Below are 17952 nucleotides of genomic sequence, written 5' to 3'. Positions count from 1 at the left end.
ATTACTGGGCGCGCTGCGAGGGCGCGGGATTGCCGCTATTGATCGCCGAGGCGCGATCCTTGCCGGTGCGCGGATCGATCTTCATTTCGCGCTTGCCGCCGTCGCGGGTGCGGTACTCGATCTCGTAAAGCCCGTCATCGTGATCCCAGTCGATCTCGTCGATATAGGCGAAATCAGGTTCACCCTCGATCTTGATGATGATCTGCGACAGCGACAGCGAGCCGACCGGCGGTGCGCCGGGCAGTTCATTTGGCAATTGTGCACGGGAGGCCTGAGCGTGAACCGGCGCAGCAGCGCCGGCCAGCAGGGCGATGAGGAGAAGGGAAGCGAGCGAGTTCATGGCCGATATCATCCCGCAAAATCGGGCGGGAAGACGGCAAGGCTGTGACCATTACGCGATTTCTTGCGGGCCTGCGTGGCGCAACAGGAATGCCTTTAACCGCGTGGCAAAAGCATCGGGCTGCTCGTCATGCGGTGTATGGCCGCACTCCTTGAAGACGGTCAGCTCGGTCCGCGGATTGAGCGCCACCATGCGGTCGATCTCTTCGCGGGTAACCGCCCAGCTTTTGCTGCCATGCAGCAGCAGGATGGGACAGCGGATCGCTGCCCAATCGTCGCTCCAGTCGCCGGTCAACGCGGCGCGCACCGGCTTGTACCACTCATCGCTGAAACGGAAACCCCAACCATCCTCGTATTCCACGAGACTGTCGAGCAGCAGGCGGTCCATGCCGATGGGCGTGGTTTGCATGAAGGCGAGGAACTGATCCAGCGTGTCCCAGCGCAGGGGCCAGGACTCCTCCGGCGCCGGTTCGCCGAAGCGGCAGCCGATATCCTCAATGATCAGGGCGCGCACGAGATCCGGATGACGTGCGGCAAGCTGATAGGCATTCACGCCGCCGAGCGAATGCCCGAGCAGCATCACCGGGCCGCGGTTAAGATAACGGATCAGCACTGCTGCATCGGCGATGAAGGCCTCGCGGCTGCGATCCTCGCCATGATCGCTCCAGCCATGGCCGCGCTGGTCCAGCGCGATGACGCGCCAGTCGGGCCGCAGTTTCTGCGCGAGCGGCGCGAAATTGCGCGCCGAGCCCGAGCGGCCATGCAGGGCGATCAGCAGCGGCGCATCGTCATCGCCGCCAAAATCGACGTAAGACAGGCGCACGCCGTCGCGCGTGAAATATGCGCGCCGGCTAGCCATGCTTGCAACGGATCATGGTTCAGACCAGGCTGACGCGGTCATTCAGCCGGATCATGCCGCCTGCCACCACGCGGGCATAGACGCCGCAATGATGGCTGCCGTAATGGGCGCGCAGGGTGCCGACGATATCGGTATCGACCTCCGCCGTGTCCGGGTTCACATGGGTGGCGGCGCAGCGGCCGATCAGTTCTTCCACCTGCAGCACCGCCTCGCCGATCCGCAGGCGCTTGCCGATCCAGTCGCGTTCGGCCCAGGCGGGGAAGCCATCGATCAGCAGATTGGCACGGAAGCGCCGCCAGTCCACCGGCGCGTTGCCATGGGTCGGACCCAGATGCTTGCCGAGATCGGCTATCGAGGCGGTGTTCTGAATAGAGAGAAATGGCTGCGGCACATCGGAGAACCAGGTTTCCGGCGCTTCAACCACCTCGACCTTGCCGCGTGTTTCTTTCTCATCCAGCAGGAAAGCGACCAGGCGCGCCAGGGCCGCACGGCCTTCCGGCGTCGTCAGGTCGGCATTGTCGATGCCATCGTCGCTGGTTTCCGGTTCCGGATCGGCTACGGTGATCCGGGTGCCGGACGGATCAAAGGCGCAGTGCAGCGCGGCAATTTTCGGATTGCGCACCCAGGTCAGGAAATTCGCTTTTTTCTCCCAGCGCGGCTGGGCCGGGTCGAAGGCCGAGGCACCATGCGCCAGCGCGAAGCGGCGGTCGCCGGCAATCGGCTGATCGGGCGTCAGCTGGGCCTGCTCAAGCGGCTGGGCGGACAGGCCCTTGACCGGGAAGCGGGCGATGCGGGTGAGGGAGGCGAAGCTGCTGGTCATGGCAGCGACGATGGGAGAAGGCGCTTTCCGGGTCAATCATCTTCCACACCATCTTGCGGGCGTCTTCCCAGCAGAGGCGGATCGGATACCTGCCTCGATGGAATGCTGCGCCGTGCCGTCATCCGTGACAATCGGGTGCAGGAGGTGAAACTTTTTCCCGATACTGAGAGATTGTACTACTTTCGGTGATCAGGGGCGGGGGGAATGTCCGGTATCGAACTGCTGCTTTTTCTCGTTGCGATCTTTGCTGCTGCGCTGCTGCTCGGCGGCATGATGTTCTTTTCCTTCATCGTGGCGCCGACGGTGTTCCGCGTGCTGGAGCCGGTGCCGGGCCTGAAATTCCTGCGTGCGCTGTTTTCGCTCTATCACATCATCAATGCCATTCTTGCGGCCATAGCGGGCCTGGCCTTGGCGGCCATCCATGACGTGATGCTGGCCGGCACGATGGGATTTGTCGCAGTGCTGGCTGCTTTCGTGCATCAGGGCCTCATGCCGCGCATCAACAACCTGCATGACGCGGCGCGCTGGGGCGACGACAGCGCGCGGCCGAAATTCCGCCGCCTGCATCGCCTGAGCGTTATGATCAACTTCGTGCAGATCTTCGCGGTGTTTGTCGTATTGCTGCGGCTGGTGTATTGAGCCGCGCGGCATAAGCCACACAAATAAAGACAAGGGGCCGTATCGCAGAGCATGTTGCCCGATGAGGGCGATGACCTGCGCGTGGCTTTTTCGATAAGGCCTCGGGTTTCTCATCTCGTAAGGGCGATCGATTTCTCTCGCGCCGCCCTCTTCACCCCGGGAACCATGCCTAGTGAGACGATGTTGGTCGGCGGTCTTCCGGCTCGCCTCTGCGTCAGCCAGTAGCGCTTTGTTCTTTTAGACCCATAGCCCAGACTATTGGCACAATTGTTCCGAACATATCATAAACAAATGCCTCTTTTGCCTATGTTTCACGTGAAACCCCCCCATGAAATGCACCGGTTTCACATGAAACATCCCGCCTTCCGATTCTCTTTGACGCCTGAGGCCGGCTTGCGTAAAACCCGCGCCCATGGCGGATAAATTCGATGTCATCGTGATCGGCGGCGGGCATGCCGGCTGCGAAGCGGCGGCGGCTGCGGCGCGGATCGGCGCGCGCACGCTGCTGCTCACCCACAAGGTCGAGACGATCGGCGAGATGTCGTGCAACCCGGCCATCGGTGGTCTCGCCAAGGGCCATCTGGTGCGCGAGATCGACGCGCTGGACGGCGTCATGGGGCGCGCTGCCGATGCCGCCGGAATTCAGTTCCGCATGCTCAACCGCTCGAAGGGCCCGGCCGTGCGCGGGCCGCGGACGCAAGCCGACCGCAAGCTTTATCGCCAGGCCATGCAGGCCATCCTCGCCGAGCAGGAGAATCTGACGATCCGTGCTGCTGCGGCGGAAGACATCCGGATCGAAGCAGGTGAGGTGAAGGGCGTCATCTGCGCCGATGGCAGCTTCATTGCCGCGCCCAAGGTGATCCTCACCACCGGCACCTTCCTGCGCGGCCTCATTCATATCGGCGAAGAGAAGATACCGGCCGGCCGCGTCGGCGAGGCGCCGTCGCTGGGCCTGTCAAAAACCCTGGAAAGATGCGGTTTTGCCCTGGGCCGGCTGAAGACCGGCACGCCGCCGCGGCTGGACGGCAGGACCATCGACTGGAAATCCTTGGAAATGCAGGCGGCCGACGACCCGCCGGTGCCGTTCAGCTTCCTGACCGAGATGATCACCACGCCGCAGATCGAGTGCGGCGTGACCTATACTTCGCCGGCCGGTCATGACCTGATCCGAGCCAATCTGCACCGCGCGCCGATGTATTCCGGCCAGATCGAAAGCACGGGGCCGCGCTATTGCCCTTCGATCGAGGACAAGGTCGTGCGTTTCGGCCAGCGCGACCGGCATCAGATCTTCCTCGAGCCGGAGGGCCTGGACGACGACACCGTCTATCCCAACGGCATTTCGACCTCGCTGCCTCGCGATGTGCAGCTCGAACTGCTGAAAACCATCCCCGGTCTGGAGCATGCGGTGATGCTGCGGCCGGGCTATGCCATCGAATACGACTTCGTGGATCCCCGGGAGCTGAAGCCGACGCTTGAGACCAAGCGCCAGCCGGGCCTTTATTTCGCCGGCCAGATCAATGGCACGACGGGATATGAGGAGGCGGCGGCCCAGGGTCTCATCGCTGGCATCAATGCCGCCCTGACGGCAGGCGGCGGCGATCGGTCCTTCATTCTGGACCGCGCGGATGCCTATATCGGCGTTCTGATCGACGATCTGGTCACCTTGGGCACCCGCGAGCCCTACCGGATGTTCACCAGCCGGGCGGAATACCGCCTGAGCCTGCGGGCCGACAATGCCGACCAGCGCCTGACCCCGCTGGGGCTGAAGATCGGCTGCGTGGGGGTTTCACGTGAAACATCCTGGACTGCAAAGGCGGCGGCCCTGGCGGAAGCCCGCGCCCTGGTCCGGAGCCTGAAGATGACCCCGCCTGAGCTGGTCAAGCGCGGCCTGCCGGTCAACCAGGACGGCCAGATCCGCTCTGCCGCCATGCTGCTCGGCTATCCCGGCATGACTGTCGCAAAATTGGCGGAGATCTGGCCAGAATTGCGCGGCCTGCGGCCGGATATCGTCGAGCAGCTCGAGATCGATGGCCGGTATGCCGGCTATATGGAGCGGCAGGAGGCCGATATCCTGGCCTTCCGCAAGGACGAAAGCCTGAGCCTGCCGCCGGATCTGGACTATGACGCCGTCGGCGGCCTGTCCAACGAAGTCCGCACCAAGCTCAAGGAGCACCGGCCGGGTACGCTCGGCCAGGCGGCCCGGATCTCGGGCGTCACCCCGGCGGCCCTGTCCGCCTTGCTAGGCTATGTCAAAAAGGCCCGCCGCAACACCGAAGCGGCGGAATAGGGGCATCGTTTCTCTCTTTTTTATATCGCAGACTGTCAAAGGGTATGTTTCACGTGAAACATACCCCCGAAGTCCTATCCCGGCGCAATAAGCCGAGATTGGATCATTCGCTCCGCTTCCTGCGGGAGGAAGCCATGTCTCTTCGCCCGGTTCGCGCCTCGGTCAGGTGATGGCCTCAGGTTCGACCAGGATGCCAGCAAGCCGGTTCATTGATCGACCACAGTATGTCGGGGACTTTACGCTCGGTTCGCGGAGCTGGGGAGATGACATCCTCTCCGAAGCCCCCTGCGATGACCGGTCTTGCAGTCTGCTCTGAGGCTTTCAGTTGGGCCAGCAGACGAGACAGCTTGTTCTTGCCGAGCTTTTCCGCGTCGTCGGCACACGGCAGGATGGATGTCTGGATCGCCGCTGGACGACGGCATCATCCTGAAGAAATCGGAGCCAGGGACTGTCAGGCCTGGCCGCGCAGAATGCGGTGCGGCAGATGATGCAGGACTATATCAGAGGAGAATAGGCAAGCGGCCTTAGACAGCTTCGCCGAAATATCAGAACAAAACGGGTACATCCAGGTCTTCGCTGTTAGAGCGATCCTGTCGGCCACTCATAGGATTCCGAAAGCGGCATGCCGAAGGTGGTTTCCACCATGTAGCGCCCGATGCGGTCGGAGGAAAACAGCCGATGGGCTTTGGTCCAGGCGCGGCGAGCCCTATCACGCCAGGTTTTGTCGTCCTTCAGCGCGGCGCGGATGCCGACTTCGAGATCGCTCATGTCGGAGAAATAAATGACCTCGTCCTCATCGAACCAGCGCTCGAAGCCGCGGCCGCGCAGCAGGCAGGTCAGCAGGCCGTTGCCGAGGTAATGCACCATCCGGTCGGACGAATAGAGGGAGTAGTCGTTATTGCGGTCGAACGATAGGCCGATCTTCGATGCGCCGATGAGCGAAAGATGTTCCGCGCCCCAGACAAAAGGCCGCTTGACCGCCGATCCGAAGAAGCCGAGCCGCAGGTCGCCCAGATTGCGTTGCAGAACCTGCAGGTGCCGCCGCCGCGGATCTTCCGCATTGTCGGTATCCCGGCCGCCGGCAAAGAAGATGTCGAACTGGTGATCAGTGTGATCGAAGGAGCGTCCGACATCGACCGAGGGATCGACGGGGTTCGGGAAAAAGCGAATGAAGGTCTTGTTGGTCTCGAGCTGGCGCAGATACGGATCGGCGGTGGTGATGAAAATGCCGTCCGCGATGCCGACCTTCCGGGCAATCTTCCTAATGTTCTCGCCTTGCGCCAGCGAGTCCACGTTGAGATAGATGATCCGCACTGCCGGATGCTGGCGGCGTATCTCGATAATCGTCTCGTCGGGGATCATCTCGGCATGCGCCAGGATGATCAGATCCGGCACCAAGTCAGCCGCAAGCTGCAGCAGCTTTTTGGGAATATTGCGGGCGCCAAAGCTGCGGGAGCGGAAAATGGTGGTGGCGCGGGCATAGTCTCGTTCGTTGAAAACGTAGACGGCGTGGCCGCAGCGGATGAGGCCCTGCATCAGTTTGGGCCAGATCATGTAATGCTTATGCGCATTACTGAAGCCCATCACATTACCGATAAAGAGTATCTTGAACCCCGAATTCCCCCGGCGCCGAGCTGCCTGCAACCCACGCCGACAGGCCACCCCTGTTTTGGCCTGCAATGGCGGCGCTGTCTTTATGCTGTAATTTTGGGATATTCATCGCAAGGAGCGCCATGCATTGCAAGAGTTGCAAGGCTGACAATCCTGCTCAACTGCGCCATAACTGCGGCGTGACGCCAGACGATTTCCAGTGCCAGACCCAGGCCTCGCCCGAGGTGATCGACCGCCTCAAGACCTATGCCGCCCTGCTGGTCAAATGGCAGAAGGCGATCAATCTGGTGGCGCCGAACACGCTATCCGATATCTGGGGCCGGCATTTTCTGGATTCCGCGCAGCTGCTGCCGTTGGCGCCGCCGGGCGTAGGACGCTGGCTCGATCTTGGCTCGGGCGGGGGGTTCCCCGGCCTGGTCATCGCGGCCATGGGCATCCCCGGCGTTCATCTGGTTGAGAGCGACCAGCGCAAGGCGGCCTTTTTGCGTGAGGCGGCTCGTGTCATGGATGTCCCGGCGATTGTGCATGTCCAGCGGATCGAGGCTGTCGATCCCGCCGCCCTGCATGCTGCCATGGGAGGCTCGCCACAGGTGATCTCGGCCCGGGCGCTGGCGCCGCTGGCCGAGCTGCTGCCGCTTGCCCATCGGCTGGCGGGACCGGACAGCCTGTACCTTTTCCCGAAGGGCCGGCAGGCGGAGGACGAATTGACCACGGCCCAGCGATATTGGACAATCGGCACGGTGGATATGCTGCCAAGTCAAACCGATAAGGCGGCGCGGATTCTGCGCATCAGGGGACTGGAACCCGCTTGACCAGCACGGAACAAGAACACAGCCCGGAGCCCGGCTTTGAGCCGGAGCCGAACTGGCCGGACGCGCCGGGATCAGGCTCGCCAGGCGCAGGCTATCCGGGCGCAGGCTATCCGGGCGCCGGATTGCCCGACCCGGATCTGGAGGCCGAACTGGCGGCATCGGCCGCCGAGGATGCCGGCATGACCTCGGATCCCTCTACAAAGGACGGCAACTCTATAAAGAACGACAACAAGGCACAGAAAGACGACACGCCGCGCCCGCATGCCGCGCCGCAGCGTATGGGACGCGTGCTTGCGGTCGCCAATCAAAAGGGCGGGGTCGGCAAGACCACCACGGCCATCAACCTGGCCACGGCGCTGGCGGCGGTCGGCGAACGCGTGCTGCTGATCGACAGCGATCCGCAGGGCAATGCCTCGACGGGGCTTGGCCTGTCGCAGGACGAACGGCAATTCGGCACCTATGAATTGCTGATGGGCGCCGCGGTGCTGGACGAGACGATCCGCCCGACCAAGGTGCCCAATCTGCTGATCGTGCCGGCCAGCGTCGAGCTTGCCGGTGCTGAGCTTGAGATGATGGATCTCGACCGGCGCCAGCATCGCCTGAAGGATGCCATCGACGGCAAGCTGGGCGAGTTCGATCATGTGCTGATCGACTGCCCGCCATCGCTGACCCTGCTGACGGTGAATGCGATGGTCGCGGCCGATGCAGTTCTGGTGCCGCTGCAATGCGAGTTCTTCGCGCTGGAAGGTCTGTCGCAGCTGCTGCGCACCATCGAGCGCGTGCGCACCACGCTCAACCCCTCGCTCGATGTGCAGGGCGTGGTGCTGACCATGTTCGACAAGCGCAACAATCTCTCCGAACAGGTCGCTGCCGATGTGCGCGGCTTCCTCGGCGAGAAGGTCTACGAGACGGTGATCCCGCGCAATGTGCGCATTTCGGAAGCGCCCAGCCATGGCGTTCCGGCGCTGATCTATGATCATCGCGCGCCGGGCAGCACGGCCTACATGTCGCTGGCGCGCGAGGTGATCAAGCGCGAGCAGGCGATCCGCGACGCCGCGTGACGACAGACGCGTAACGATCAGAGTAGCGAAGGACAGAGTATGAGCGACGATCCGAAACGCCGCCCCGTGCCAGGCAAGGGCCTGGGCCGCGGCCTCGCCGCCCTGATGGGCGACACCGCGCCGCGGGACGGTGAGGCGGCCACGCCGCGTGGCGGCGTGCGCGAGATTCCGATCGAGCAGCTCAAGCCCAATCCCTATCAGCCGCGCAAGATATTCAATACCAGCGCGCTGGAGGAGCTGGCACGCTCGGTCAAGGAGAAGGGCCTGCTGCAGCCGCTGCTGGTACGGCGCGCACGCGACGGCCAGGGCTATGAGATCGTCGCCGGCGAACGCCGCTGGCGCGCGGCGCAGCTGGCGCAGCTGCATGCCGTGCCGGTGGTGATCAAGGAAATCACCGACCGCGACGCGCTTGAGATCGGCCTGATCGAAAACGTCCAGCGCGAGGATCTCAATCCGCTGGAAGAAGCGGGCGCTTTTCAGCGCCTGCATGATGAATTCGGCTACAGCCAGGATCAGATCGCGCAGGTGATCGGCAAGAGCCGCAGTCATGTCACCAATACCTTGCGCCTGCTGCAGCTGCCGAAAAGCGTGCAGGAGATGATCAGCCGCGGGCAGCTGACAGCCGGTCAGGCACGGCCACTCATCGGTCATGCGCTGGCCGAACAACTTGCCCAGCGCATTGCCGAAGGCAGCCTCACTGTGCGCCAGGCCGAAAAGCTGGTCGCCGTTGGCCGCGAAATCGGCACCGAAGCCGCAGCGAAGAAGGGCGGACGGCCGAGCAAGACGCCGGCGCCCACCGGCAATGCTGCTCCGGTGCGCAAGGATCCCGACACGCTGGCGTTTGAGCGCGGGCTGACGGCTGCGCTCGGCCTGAAGGCTGAGATCGAGACCGAACCCGGCAATCCGGAAGCCGGCCGCCTGGTGCTGCATTACCAGACCCTGGAACAGCTCGACGAACTCGCCAAGAAGCTGAGCCGCCGCTAGGCACGGGCGCTCAAGGCCGCACGGCGGGCGTTTCGATGTTCATGCCTGCGGCGCGCTTCATCAGATAGAGTTCAAGCTCCACCATTTCCGGCGCATCCCAGTCGAACGGCTCGGCGCGGATGCCGGTCAGGCAGTTGCGCAGGCGGCGCTGCAGCGAGCCGAGCGTCTGCCATTCCAGCCGGTAGATCGGATATCCGGTGGGATGCGCCTGCGGGATCGGCGCGCCGGCGAGCCTGCCGCCCCAGTTGTCGTCATGGCATTGCGCGCAGGACAGGCCAAGCTGTCCCATCGGCGTTTTGAAAAACTGCCTGCCGTTTTCGAGATGCGGCGCCAGCCGTGCATCTTCAGGCGGCGCAATCGGCAGGCCGCGCGACTGCGCGCCAATAAAAGCGGACAGAGCGAGCAGGGGGCGGGATTCCGGCTCGAAGGCCGGCTGCTGCTGGTTTTCGCTGCGGCATAGATTGATCCGCTGCTGCAGATTGATCGGGCGGTTGAGCCTGTCATTGAAGGCCGGATAGCGCGCTGCCGCGCCGCGCATGCTGTCTTTCGCATCGCCGTGGCATCCGGCGCAGGAGGGCGCGTTTGCCGCCTGCTGCTGCCACAGCGCTTCGCCTTCCAGCACCCAGAGCATGCCCGGATTGAGCATGTCGTCGCGCTGCATGTCCTGGCTCGAGGGCGTCATGAAATCGAAGCCGGAGCGGCGGTCGCGGGTCTTAATCTCAGCGGCCAGGACAGGCAAAGCGGCGACAAGGCAGCAGGCGAGAGAGAGCAGGCGGATCATGTCACCGTGATCGTGCCGCTCTCAACATGGCGGAAGCCGTTATCGCCTTCCCAGGTGAAGGTGAGTTCGCCGCTTTTCGTCGCCACCGTCGTGAATGAAAGATACGGATTGGCGGCGATGGCCTGCCACAGGTCGGCGCGGAAGACTTCCTCGCCATCGTAATGGCAGGTAAAGCGCCGGATGATGTCGCGCGGAACCACCTTGCCCGTGGCATCGGGACGGTAACCGGTTTCCATCACATGCGAGATCAGGGTGCGGATCTCGATAATCTCGCCCTTCTTCGCGGTCTTTGGAAAAGACAGGCGCGCCAGATTCATCGCATCAGCCCTCCACGCAAGCCGCCAGGGTGACGATCACATCCACCTGATCCGACCAGAAGCTGCCATCGCTATGCTGGGCCAGCGCGATCACCTTCTGTGAGGTCGCAAGCCGCATCCGCGTCGTGACGATGGCCCGGCCGCTGCGCGGGCTGAGATGGAAGATGGCGACATTCGGCTGCGGATTCTGTTCGGTGAACAAGGCCAAGGCGCGAACATGATCCTCGGCCGTCATCGGGCTGTCCATTCGGACGGTGACCGAAACCGAGTTGCCGTTCTCCACCAAAGGCGGCAGGTCGAGCTTCACCCGTCCGCGCTGCAGCGTTGCGCCGCCGGTAAACTCGCGGATCGCGGCAGCCAGTGCATCCGGCGTGCCCCAGGACGGCCGCACCAGCAGCAATCCAACGGCTCCGGCAGCACTGGCCGCGAGCGTTTCGCGTCGTGTCCATCGCGTTCGGCCTGGCATCGGCATGGCGGCACTCCTCAACGCAGATCGCTTCTTCACCGCAGGGTCTTCAGATACGCAATCACGTCTTCGATTTCTTCAGCCGACAGCACCGGCTTGCCCTGCCAGGCAGCGCCGACGCGCTGCAAGCCGTCGATCTTGTAATAGGCCGGCATGATGCTGGCCGGATTGAGGCGTTTCGAATCCACCAGCCGCAGCCGCAACTGTCCTTCGCTCCAGCGCGATCCTGCGCCATCCAGCGGCGGTGCCAGATTGCCCTGGAACCGCTCTTCCGGGATCGGGCCGCTGTGACAGAGCAGGCACAGACCCTTCTGCCGGCTGGCGACAATGGCGCGTCCGCGCGCTGCATCGCCAGGCACGCCGGTCAGCGATTGCGGGATCGCATCGCCAACAACCTCGTATGACACCAGCGGCTGCGCGGCGGCGGGCATGGACGCTGCCAATGTCAGCATGGCCGCCGCCAACGCCCTCAACCTCCCTCTCCCGCTTGCGGAAGAGGGTTGGGGTGAGAAGGTCTCAGCTCTGCAGCCGCCGCGATTCACGCCTGCCGGAGATCGTGCTTCTTCAGCGGCAGATCGCGGATGCGTTTGCCGGTGGCGGCGAAGATCGCGTTCAGCACGGCGGGCGCTGCAACGGCGATCGTCGGCTCGCCAACACCGCCCCAGAAGCCGCCCGATGGCACGATCACGGTTTCCACCTTCGGCATCTCGTCGATGCGCATCATCGGATAGGTATCGAAATTCTCCTGCTCGATACGTCCGTTGGCGACCGTGCATTCGCCATACAGCGCCGCCGTCAGGCCATAGACGAAGGAGCCTTCGACCTGCGCCTCGATCTGCTGCGGGTTCACCGCATGGCCCGGATCGGTGGCCGCGACGATGCGATGGATCTTCAGCTTGCCGTCCGGCGCCACCGAAACTTCCGCGCAGGCGGCGACATACGAGCCAAAGCCCATGCATTGCGCCAGACCGCGATAGATGCCCTGCGGCGCGGGCTTGTCCCAGCCGACTTTCTCCGCCACGGCATTCAGCACTGCCAGATGCTTCGGGTGGTTCGCCATCAGCTTGCGGCGCAGTTCCAGCGGATCCTTGCCGGTGGCATGCGCCACCTCATCGAGAAAGCATTCCAGGTAGATGGTGTTGTGATTGAGGTTGACGCCGCGCCAGAAACCCGGCGGCACCGGCGGGTTGCGCATCGCATGGTCGATCAAAAGGTTCGGGATCGTGTAGCCGATCGCCGCCTCCGCGCCGCCCGCATTGAGGCCCTGGAAGACCACCGGGTCCAGGCCGTTGCGGATATTCTGCGGAAAGATGCCGGCCAGAATCGACTGGCCGGAAATGCGCATATGCAGGCCGGTCAGCTCGCCCTTGTCGTCCAATGCTGCGGTGAGCTTGCATTGCGTGACCGGGTGATAGCGGCCATGCAGCATGTCCTCTTCGCGCGACCAGATCAGCTTCACGGGCGTGCCGGGCATCTCCTTGGCGATGAGAACTGCCTGGCGCACCCAGTCATGCACGGCGCCGCGCCGGCCGAAGCCGCCGCCAAGATGGATCTTGTAGACCTCGCATTGCGTCGCCGGCAGGCCCGCGGCTTCGGCTGCCGCGGCCAAGGCCGCCTCGCCATTCTGGGTCGGCGTCCAGACTTCGCAGCGCTCCGGCGTCCATTTCGCCGTCGCGTTCATCGGCTCCATGGTGGCGTGGTTCTGATACGGATAGGAATAGGTGGCGGTGATGGTGCGCGCGGCGGATTTCAGCGCCATCTCGACATCGCCCTGCCTGTTGCCAACCGCGGCTTCCCTGGCGTCCAGCCCCTCCTTCAGCATCTCGGCGATGCTCGCGCTGGAGACGTTCGCATTCGGGCCCTCGTCCCATTCGATCTCCAGCGCATCCAGCGCCGACTTGGCGCGCCACCAGGTATCGGCGATCACCGCGACGGCGCTGTCGCCGACTTGGACGACTTTCTTCACGCCGGGCCTGCTGGCGATGCTGGCGGCATTGAAGCTCTTCACCTTGCCGCCGAAGACCGGGCAATCCCTGATCGCGGCATTCAGCATGCCGGGCAGCTGCAGATCGATGCCGTAGACCTGCTTGCCGGTCAGCTTGTCGGCGGTATCCAGCCGCTTCAGCGGCTTGCCGGCGATGGTCCAGTCTTTCGGATCCTTCAGCGGCACGTCGGTTGGCGGCGCGATCTTCGCGGCTGCTTCGGCCACCTGGCCGTAAGTGACCTTGCGGCCTGACGGCACATGCGTGATCACGCTTTTCTCGGCACGGCATTCGCTGGCCGGCACATTCCATTGCTGGGCGGCCGCCTGCACCAGCATGATGCGCGCGGCGCCGCCGCCCTTGCGGACATAATCGTGGGATTCACGGATCCCGCGGCTGCCGCCGGTGGAGAAATTGCCCCAGGCCCGGTTGCGCGCGAGGTTCTGTCCCGGCGTCGGATATTCTGTGGTTACCTTCGACCAGTCGCAATCCAGTTCCTCGGCGACGAGCTGCGCCAGGCCGGTCAGCGTGCCCTGTCCCATCTCGGAGCGTGCGATGCGGATGACCACGGTGTCGTCCGGTTTGACGACAACCCAGGCATTGATCTCCGGCATGCCGCCCGATTGCGCGGCAGCTTGGCCGAACGGAATGTGAAAGCCGAGGCTCAGGCCGCCGAAAGCGGCAGACGAAGTGATGATGAAGCCGCGGCGGGAAATGGCAGTGCGGGAAACGGAAGCGGCAAGCGCGTTCATTGGCTGTCCTCCCTCGCGATCAGGTGCGGCGGCCGCTGCCATTGGCAGCGCCATTGCCGGCGGCTTCGTGGATCGCGGCGCGCACGCGGTTATAGGTCCCGCAGCGGCAGATGTTGGTGATCTCGGCATCAATATCGGCGTCGCTGGGCTTCGGGTTCTGCTGCAGCAGGGCAGCCGCCGCCATGATCATGCCGGTCTGGCAATAGCCGCATTGCGGCACATCGAGCGCCAGCCACGCCTTCTGCACGGGATGCGATCCATCCGGCGACAGGCCCTCGATGGTGACGATCTTCTGGTCCTCGGTGAAGGCAGAAACCGGCATGACGCAGGAGCGCATCGGCTGTCCGTCGACATGCACGGTACAGGCGCCGCATTGCGCGATGCCGCAGCCGTATTTGGTGCCGGTGAGCTGAAGCTGCTCGCGCAGCACCCACAAAAGCGGTGTGTCCTCCTCCGCTTCGAATTCTCTGATGACGCCGTTCACGTTGAGCTTTGGCATTGCTTATCTCCCTGTTAGCCGGCCGCTAATTGGGCGAACAAAGACCGACGACGGCATGTGACAAGGGTAACGCAACAAAAACTGTGAACGAGATCACAATCGCGGTAGCGGTGAAGAATCCGCACGCCTGGCGAGGCGTTTTCAGCGTTGGAGAAAACCACCCCTGGCGGTTCGCCATTATGAGCGCGGCGGAAAGAAAGACGACGTCATCACCGTCGCCATCGCCAGCCCTCAGCGGACTCAAAGCTTCGCCTTCGACCCGCGCGTTTGAAAACGGAGCGGCAGACTTGATAGCCGGGCGGATCCCCCCTGCCTGAAGCGCCATCCAAGGCCAGTCCTGCTCATTGTCTATCCATCAATGCCACCGGTCAGCGCCACCGATCCCCTGCTCCCGGCCGCGCCTGATTGGCACGCCAGGCTGCCTGACCGACCCCGGACAGTGACGCGAAAATCATCAGATTAGAGGCGTGTGATCAAAATTTGTGCAGCCATCCGGCACGGATACGCGGAAAAACCCGTCTTCCCCAGCGGAATCAGGCCCGACTTCTGCCTGAGTCCCGGCCCTGAGCGCTGGCACGCTTCTTGTAACTCCGGGCCTGAGAGGTATGCGCCAGAGGTGGGCCGGCCGTCGTTCCGTCAGTTGGGGGGAACCGGAGCGGTCTTCCGGAGAAGGGCCTGATCGTCAGGAACGGACCGGGATAATGGCGCGACCTTCCATGATCAGGAGGTCTTATCGTCATGCAACTTCCCACCGTCTCGCGGTCCGCGGCGCAGGTTGCCCGTGTGTCCGGTCAGCGGCAACTCGGCTGGCTCACGCTGGCTGCGGCTGCCGTCATTGCTTTGCTTCCCAGCCTTGGCTTCGCTCAGGACGCCGAACCCACGTTGAATCCCGGCGACACCGCCTGGATGCTCACGTCCACCGCGCTGGTTCTGCTGATGACCATTCCCGGTCTGGCGCTGTTCTACGGCGGCATGGTGCGCAAGCAGAACGTGCTCGCCATCATGATGCAGAGCTTCGCCATCTGCTGCTTGATGAGCATCATCTGGATGGTCGTCGGCTACAGCCTCGCCTTCGCGCCGGGCAATGCCTTCATCGGCGGCTTCGACAAGCTGTTCCTCTCGGGCGTCACCGTCGACTCGCTGAGCGGCACGATCCCCGAGACCGTGTTCATCACCTTCCAGATGACCTTCGCGATCATCACCCCGGCGCTGATCACCGGCGCTTTCGCCGACCGCATGAAGTTCTCGGCCATGCTGTGGTTCATGGGCCTGTGGTCGATCTTCGTCTATGCCCCGGTGGCCCACATGGTCTGGGGCGGCGAGGGCACGCTGATGGGTGACATGGGCGTGCTGGATTTCGCCGGCGGCACCGTCGTGCACATCAATGCCGGCGTTGCCGGCCTGGTCGCCTGCCTCGTGCTCGGCAAGCGCCAGGGCTACGGCAAGGTCAGCCATGCGCCGCATAACCTGACGCTGTCGATCATCGGCGCCTCGCTGCTGTGGGTTGGCTGGTTCGGCTTCAACGCCGGCTCGGCGCTCAGCGCTGGCGGCGGTGCGGGCATGGCCATGCTGGTCACCCAGGTTGCTACGGCTGCTGCCGCCCTGGCCTGGATGTTCTCTGAGTGGCTGGCCCGCGGCAAGCCCAGCGTTCTGGGCATCGTCTCCGGCGCCGTGGCCGGCCTCGTCGCCATCACCCCGGCCGCTGGCTTCGTCGACCCGATGGGCGCTCTGATCATCGGTATTGTCGCCGGCATCATCTGCTTCGTCGCCTCGACCAGCGTGAAGAACGCGCTGGGCTACGACGACAGCCTGGATGTCTGGGGCGTGCATGGTGTTGGCGGCATCGTCGGCGCCGTCCTCACCGGCGTCTTCGCCCGTGCGGCCATCACCGGCGCCGAAGAGCCGCTGGGCCTGCTGGACGGCAATGGCGGTCAGGTGCTGACCCAGATCTATGGTGTCGTGATCACCATCGTGTTCACCGCCATCATGTCGCTGATCATCCTCAAGATCATCGACTGGACGATTGGTCTGCGCGTCGATGAGGCCACCGAGCGCGATGGTCTCGACCTGAACCTGCACGGCGAGACGGTGCAGTAAGGGTTCGCGCGAGCAGAGCCCGGGCCGGCTTCACCCACCCGCCGGCCCGGGTTTCCTTCTTCCCTCCCACTCTTCTAGGCCCGGTTTCTATTTTGATTCGGGCAAGGGTAATCCCTCCTTTCTCGTCGTGGAGGTTGTGGTGATGTCCGCTTTCGACGAGATGAATGAGGCTCCGGCCGCCGCTTGCGAGGCACTGGCCGGCTCGGTACGCAGCCCCTATCGCGCCTACAAGCGCTGGCTCGATTCAGCCCCCGCCGATCTGCTGGCGCGCCGCCGCCAGGAAGCCGATCTGATGTTCCGCCGGCTCGGCGTGACCTTTGCCGTCTATTCCGAAGGCGGCGATACCGAACGCCTGATCCCCTTCGATGTGGTGCCGCGCATTCTGTCCGGCCGCGAATGGCGGCGCCTGGAGCGCGGCCTGGTGCAGCGCGTGCGCGCGCTCAACGCCTTCCTCACTGACATCTATCACGACCAGGAAATTCTCAAGGCCGGGAAGATCCCGGCCGAGCTGATCACCGGCAACCCCGCCTATCTCGCCGCCATGCATGGCGTGAAGATCGCGCGCCAGATTTATACCCATATCGCCGGCATCGACATCGTGCGCACCGGCGAGGACGATTTCTACGTCCTGGAAGATAACGCGCGCACGCCCAGCGGCGTCTCCTACATGCTGGAGAACCGCGAGGCGATGATGCGCCTCTTTCCCGATCTCTTCGGCCAGGTGCGCGTCGCGCCGGTCGGCCACTATCCGGACTCGCTGCTGCAGACCCTGCGCGAAAGCGCGCCGCCCAACTGCGAGGACGAGCCGACGGTGGCGCTGCTCACGCCCGGTGTGTTCAACTCCGCCTATTTCGAGCATGTCTTTCTCGCCGAGCAGATGGGCGTGGAACTCGTCGAAGGCGGCGATCTCGTTGTGAAGGACGATATCGTCTACATGCGCATGGTCGGCGGACTGAAGCGCGTCGACGTGATCTACCGCCGCCTCGACGATGCCTTCCTCGATCCGCTGGCCTTCCGCAAGGATTCGCTGATCGGCGTGCCGGGGCTGTTTGCCGCCTACAAGGCCGGCAATGTCACCTTGGCGAACGCGGTCGGCACCGGCGTCGCCGACGACAAGTCGGTCTATCCTTACGTGCCCGACATGGTGCGCTTCTATCTGGGCGAGGAGCCGCTGCTCGCCAATGTGCCCACCTATATCCTGCGCCGCGCCGAGGATCTGAAATACACGCTCAATCATCTTGACGAGCTGGTGGTCAAGGAAGTGCACGGCTCGGGCGGCTACGGCATGCTGGTCGGGCCGCGCGCCAGCAAGGCCGAGATCGAGGAATTCCGCGCCAAGATCCTGGCCAAGCCGGAAGCCTATATCGCGCAGCCCACTTTGGCGCTTTCGACCTGCCCCACCTTCGTCGAGACCGGCATCGCGCCGCGCCATGTCGATCTGCGGCCCTTCGTGCTCAGCGGCGAAACCATCCGCGTCGTGCCCGGCGGCCTGACCCGCGTCGCGCTCCGCGAAGGCTCGCTGGTGGTGAATTCCAGCCAGGGCGGCGGCACCAAGGATACCTGGGTGCTGGAAGACGGCCTGCACGATCCCGCGCCGCTGACCGCGCAGCATCAGAGCCAGCTTCAGACCGCCGGCGAGGATTGAT

The 17952-nt window shown here is 63.9% G+C and carries 18 protein-coding genes; 7 read left to right on the top strand and 11 right to left on the bottom strand.

Going from position 1 to position 17952, the window contains the following annotated elements:
* Position 1: 1 nt before the first annotated feature.
* Genes Q0603_RS09715 through Q0603_RS09705 form a run of 3 tightly spaced genes read right to left on the bottom strand, consistent with a single transcriptional unit; the run spans position 2 to position 2054 of the window.
* A complete protein-coding gene (locus Q0603_RS09715) occupies positions 2-340 on the bottom strand; it encodes a hypothetical protein (RefSeq protein WP_298725041.1) in 339 nt (112 codons plus the stop codon).
* 51 nt (positions 341-391) lie between these two features.
* Positions 392-1198: an alpha/beta hydrolase gene (locus Q0603_RS09710; RefSeq protein WP_298725038.1), complete on the bottom strand. Its 807-nt coding sequence runs from the start codon at positions 1196-1198 to the stop codon at positions 392-394.
* A gap of 19 nt (positions 1199-1217) precedes the next feature.
* A complete protein-coding gene (locus tag Q0603_RS09705; protein ID WP_298725037.1) occupies positions 1218-2054 on the bottom strand; it encodes an MOSC domain-containing protein in 837 nt (278 codons plus the stop codon).
* A 168-nt stretch (positions 2055-2222) separates the two neighbouring features.
* Between Q0603_RS09705 and Q0603_RS09700 the strand changes: the two genes are divergently transcribed.
* Both Q0603_RS09700 and mnmG read left to right on the top strand, forming a co-directional pair.
* Positions 2223-2657, top strand: a complete 435-nt coding sequence (locus Q0603_RS09700) for a DUF4149 domain-containing protein (protein WP_298725036.1) — start codon at positions 2223-2225, stop codon at positions 2655-2657.
* A gap of 412 nt (positions 2658-3069) precedes the next feature.
* Entirely contained in the window at positions 3070-4944 is a 1875-nt protein-coding gene (gene mnmG / locus Q0603_RS09695; RefSeq protein ID WP_298725034.1) for a tRNA uridine-5-carboxymethylaminomethyl(34) synthesis enzyme MnmG, read from the top strand.
* A gap of 579 nt (positions 4945-5523) precedes the next feature.
* Here the strand turns inward: mnmG and Q0603_RS09690 are convergent.
* Positions 5524-6498: a glycosyltransferase gene (locus Q0603_RS09690; RefSeq protein ID WP_298725032.1), complete on the bottom strand. Its 975-nt coding sequence runs from the start codon at positions 6496-6498 to the stop codon at positions 5524-5526.
* 179 nt (positions 6499-6677) lie between these two features.
* On the opposite strand from Q0603_RS09690, the gene rsmG reads away from it, so the two are divergent.
* From rsmG to Q0603_RS09675, 3 genes are all read left to right on the top strand, one after another.
* Positions 6678-7367 carry a 16S rRNA (guanine(527)-N(7))-methyltransferase RsmG gene (rsmG, locus tag Q0603_RS09685; RefSeq protein ID WP_298725030.1) on the top strand — a complete coding sequence of 230 codons (690 nt, stop codon included), beginning with the start codon at positions 6678-6680 and terminating at the stop codon, positions 7365-7367.
* A gap of 278 nt (positions 7368-7645) precedes the next feature.
* Positions 7646-8428 (top strand): ParA family protein, encoded by a 783-nt coding sequence (locus Q0603_RS09680; protein ID WP_298725167.1) that lies wholly within the window; start codon positions 7646-7648, stop codon positions 8426-8428.
* Positions 8429-8467: 39 nt separating this feature from the next.
* A complete protein-coding gene (locus tag Q0603_RS09675) occupies positions 8468-9412 on the top strand; it encodes a ParB/RepB/Spo0J family partition protein (protein WP_298725028.1) in 945 nt (314 codons plus the stop codon).
* A 10-nt stretch (positions 9413-9422) separates the two neighbouring features.
* Here the strand turns inward: Q0603_RS09675 and soxA are convergent, their stop codons facing one another.
* The 7 genes from soxA to Q0603_RS09640 all read right to left on the bottom strand — a co-directional run bounded on the left by soxA (position 9423) and on the right by Q0603_RS09640 (position 14534).
* On the bottom strand, positions 9423-10193 hold the full coding sequence (gene soxA, locus Q0603_RS09670) for a sulfur oxidation c-type cytochrome SoxA (protein WP_298725026.1): 771 nt from the start codon (positions 10191-10193) through the stop codon (positions 9423-9425).
* Complete coding sequence (soxZ, locus tag Q0603_RS09665; protein ID WP_298725024.1) at positions 10190-10510, bottom strand: thiosulfate oxidation carrier complex protein SoxZ; 321 nt, start codon at positions 10508-10510, stop codon at positions 10190-10192. The genes soxA and soxZ overlap by 4 nt, the downstream gene beginning before the upstream one ends.
* 4 nt (positions 10511-10514) lie before the next feature.
* Positions 10515-10982 carry a SoxY-related AACIE arm protein gene (locus Q0603_RS09660; RefSeq protein ID WP_298725022.1) on the bottom strand — a complete coding sequence of 156 codons (468 nt, stop codon included), beginning with the start codon at positions 10980-10982 and terminating at the stop codon, positions 10515-10517.
* 29 nt (positions 10983-11011) lie between these two features.
* Positions 11012-11428, bottom strand: a complete 417-nt coding sequence (soxX, locus tag Q0603_RS09655) for a sulfur oxidation c-type cytochrome SoxX (RefSeq protein WP_298725019.1) — start codon at positions 11426-11428, stop codon at positions 11012-11014.
* A gap of 86 nt (positions 11429-11514) precedes the next feature.
* Positions 11515-13710 carry a molybdopterin cofactor-binding domain-containing protein gene (locus Q0603_RS09650; protein WP_298725017.1) on the bottom strand — a complete coding sequence of 732 codons (2196 nt, stop codon included), beginning with the start codon at positions 13708-13710 and terminating at the stop codon, positions 11515-11517.
* Positions 13711-13729: 19 nt separating this feature from the next.
* Positions 13730-14209, bottom strand: a complete 480-nt coding sequence (locus Q0603_RS09645; RefSeq protein ID WP_298725015.1) for a (2Fe-2S)-binding protein — start codon at positions 14207-14209, stop codon at positions 13730-13732.
* A 25-nt stretch (positions 14210-14234) separates the two neighbouring features.
* A complete protein-coding gene (locus Q0603_RS09640) occupies positions 14235-14534 on the bottom strand; it encodes a hypothetical protein (protein WP_298725012.1) in 300 nt (99 codons plus the stop codon).
* Between the two features lie 413 nt (positions 14535-14947).
* Here Q0603_RS09640 and Q0603_RS09635 point away from each other — a divergent pair, with 413 nt between their 5' ends.
* Positions 14948-16306, top strand: coding sequence for an ammonium transporter (locus Q0603_RS09635; RefSeq protein WP_298725009.1), 1359 nt, complete (start codon positions 14948-14950; stop codon positions 16304-16306).
* A gap of 160 nt (positions 16307-16466) precedes the next feature.
* Positions 16467-17951 carry a circularly permuted type 2 ATP-grasp protein gene (locus Q0603_RS09630; protein ID WP_366132473.1) on the top strand — a complete coding sequence of 495 codons (1485 nt, stop codon included), beginning with the start codon at positions 16467-16469 and terminating at the stop codon, positions 17949-17951.
* Position 17952 lies beyond the last annotated feature (1 nt).

This window comes from uncultured Ferrovibrio sp. (assembly GCF_937960835.1).
Taxonomy (GTDB): domain Bacteria; phylum Pseudomonadota; class Alphaproteobacteria; order Ferrovibrionales; family Ferrovibrionaceae; genus Ferrovibrio.
This window is presented reverse-complemented; position numbering and strand designations above follow the sequence as displayed.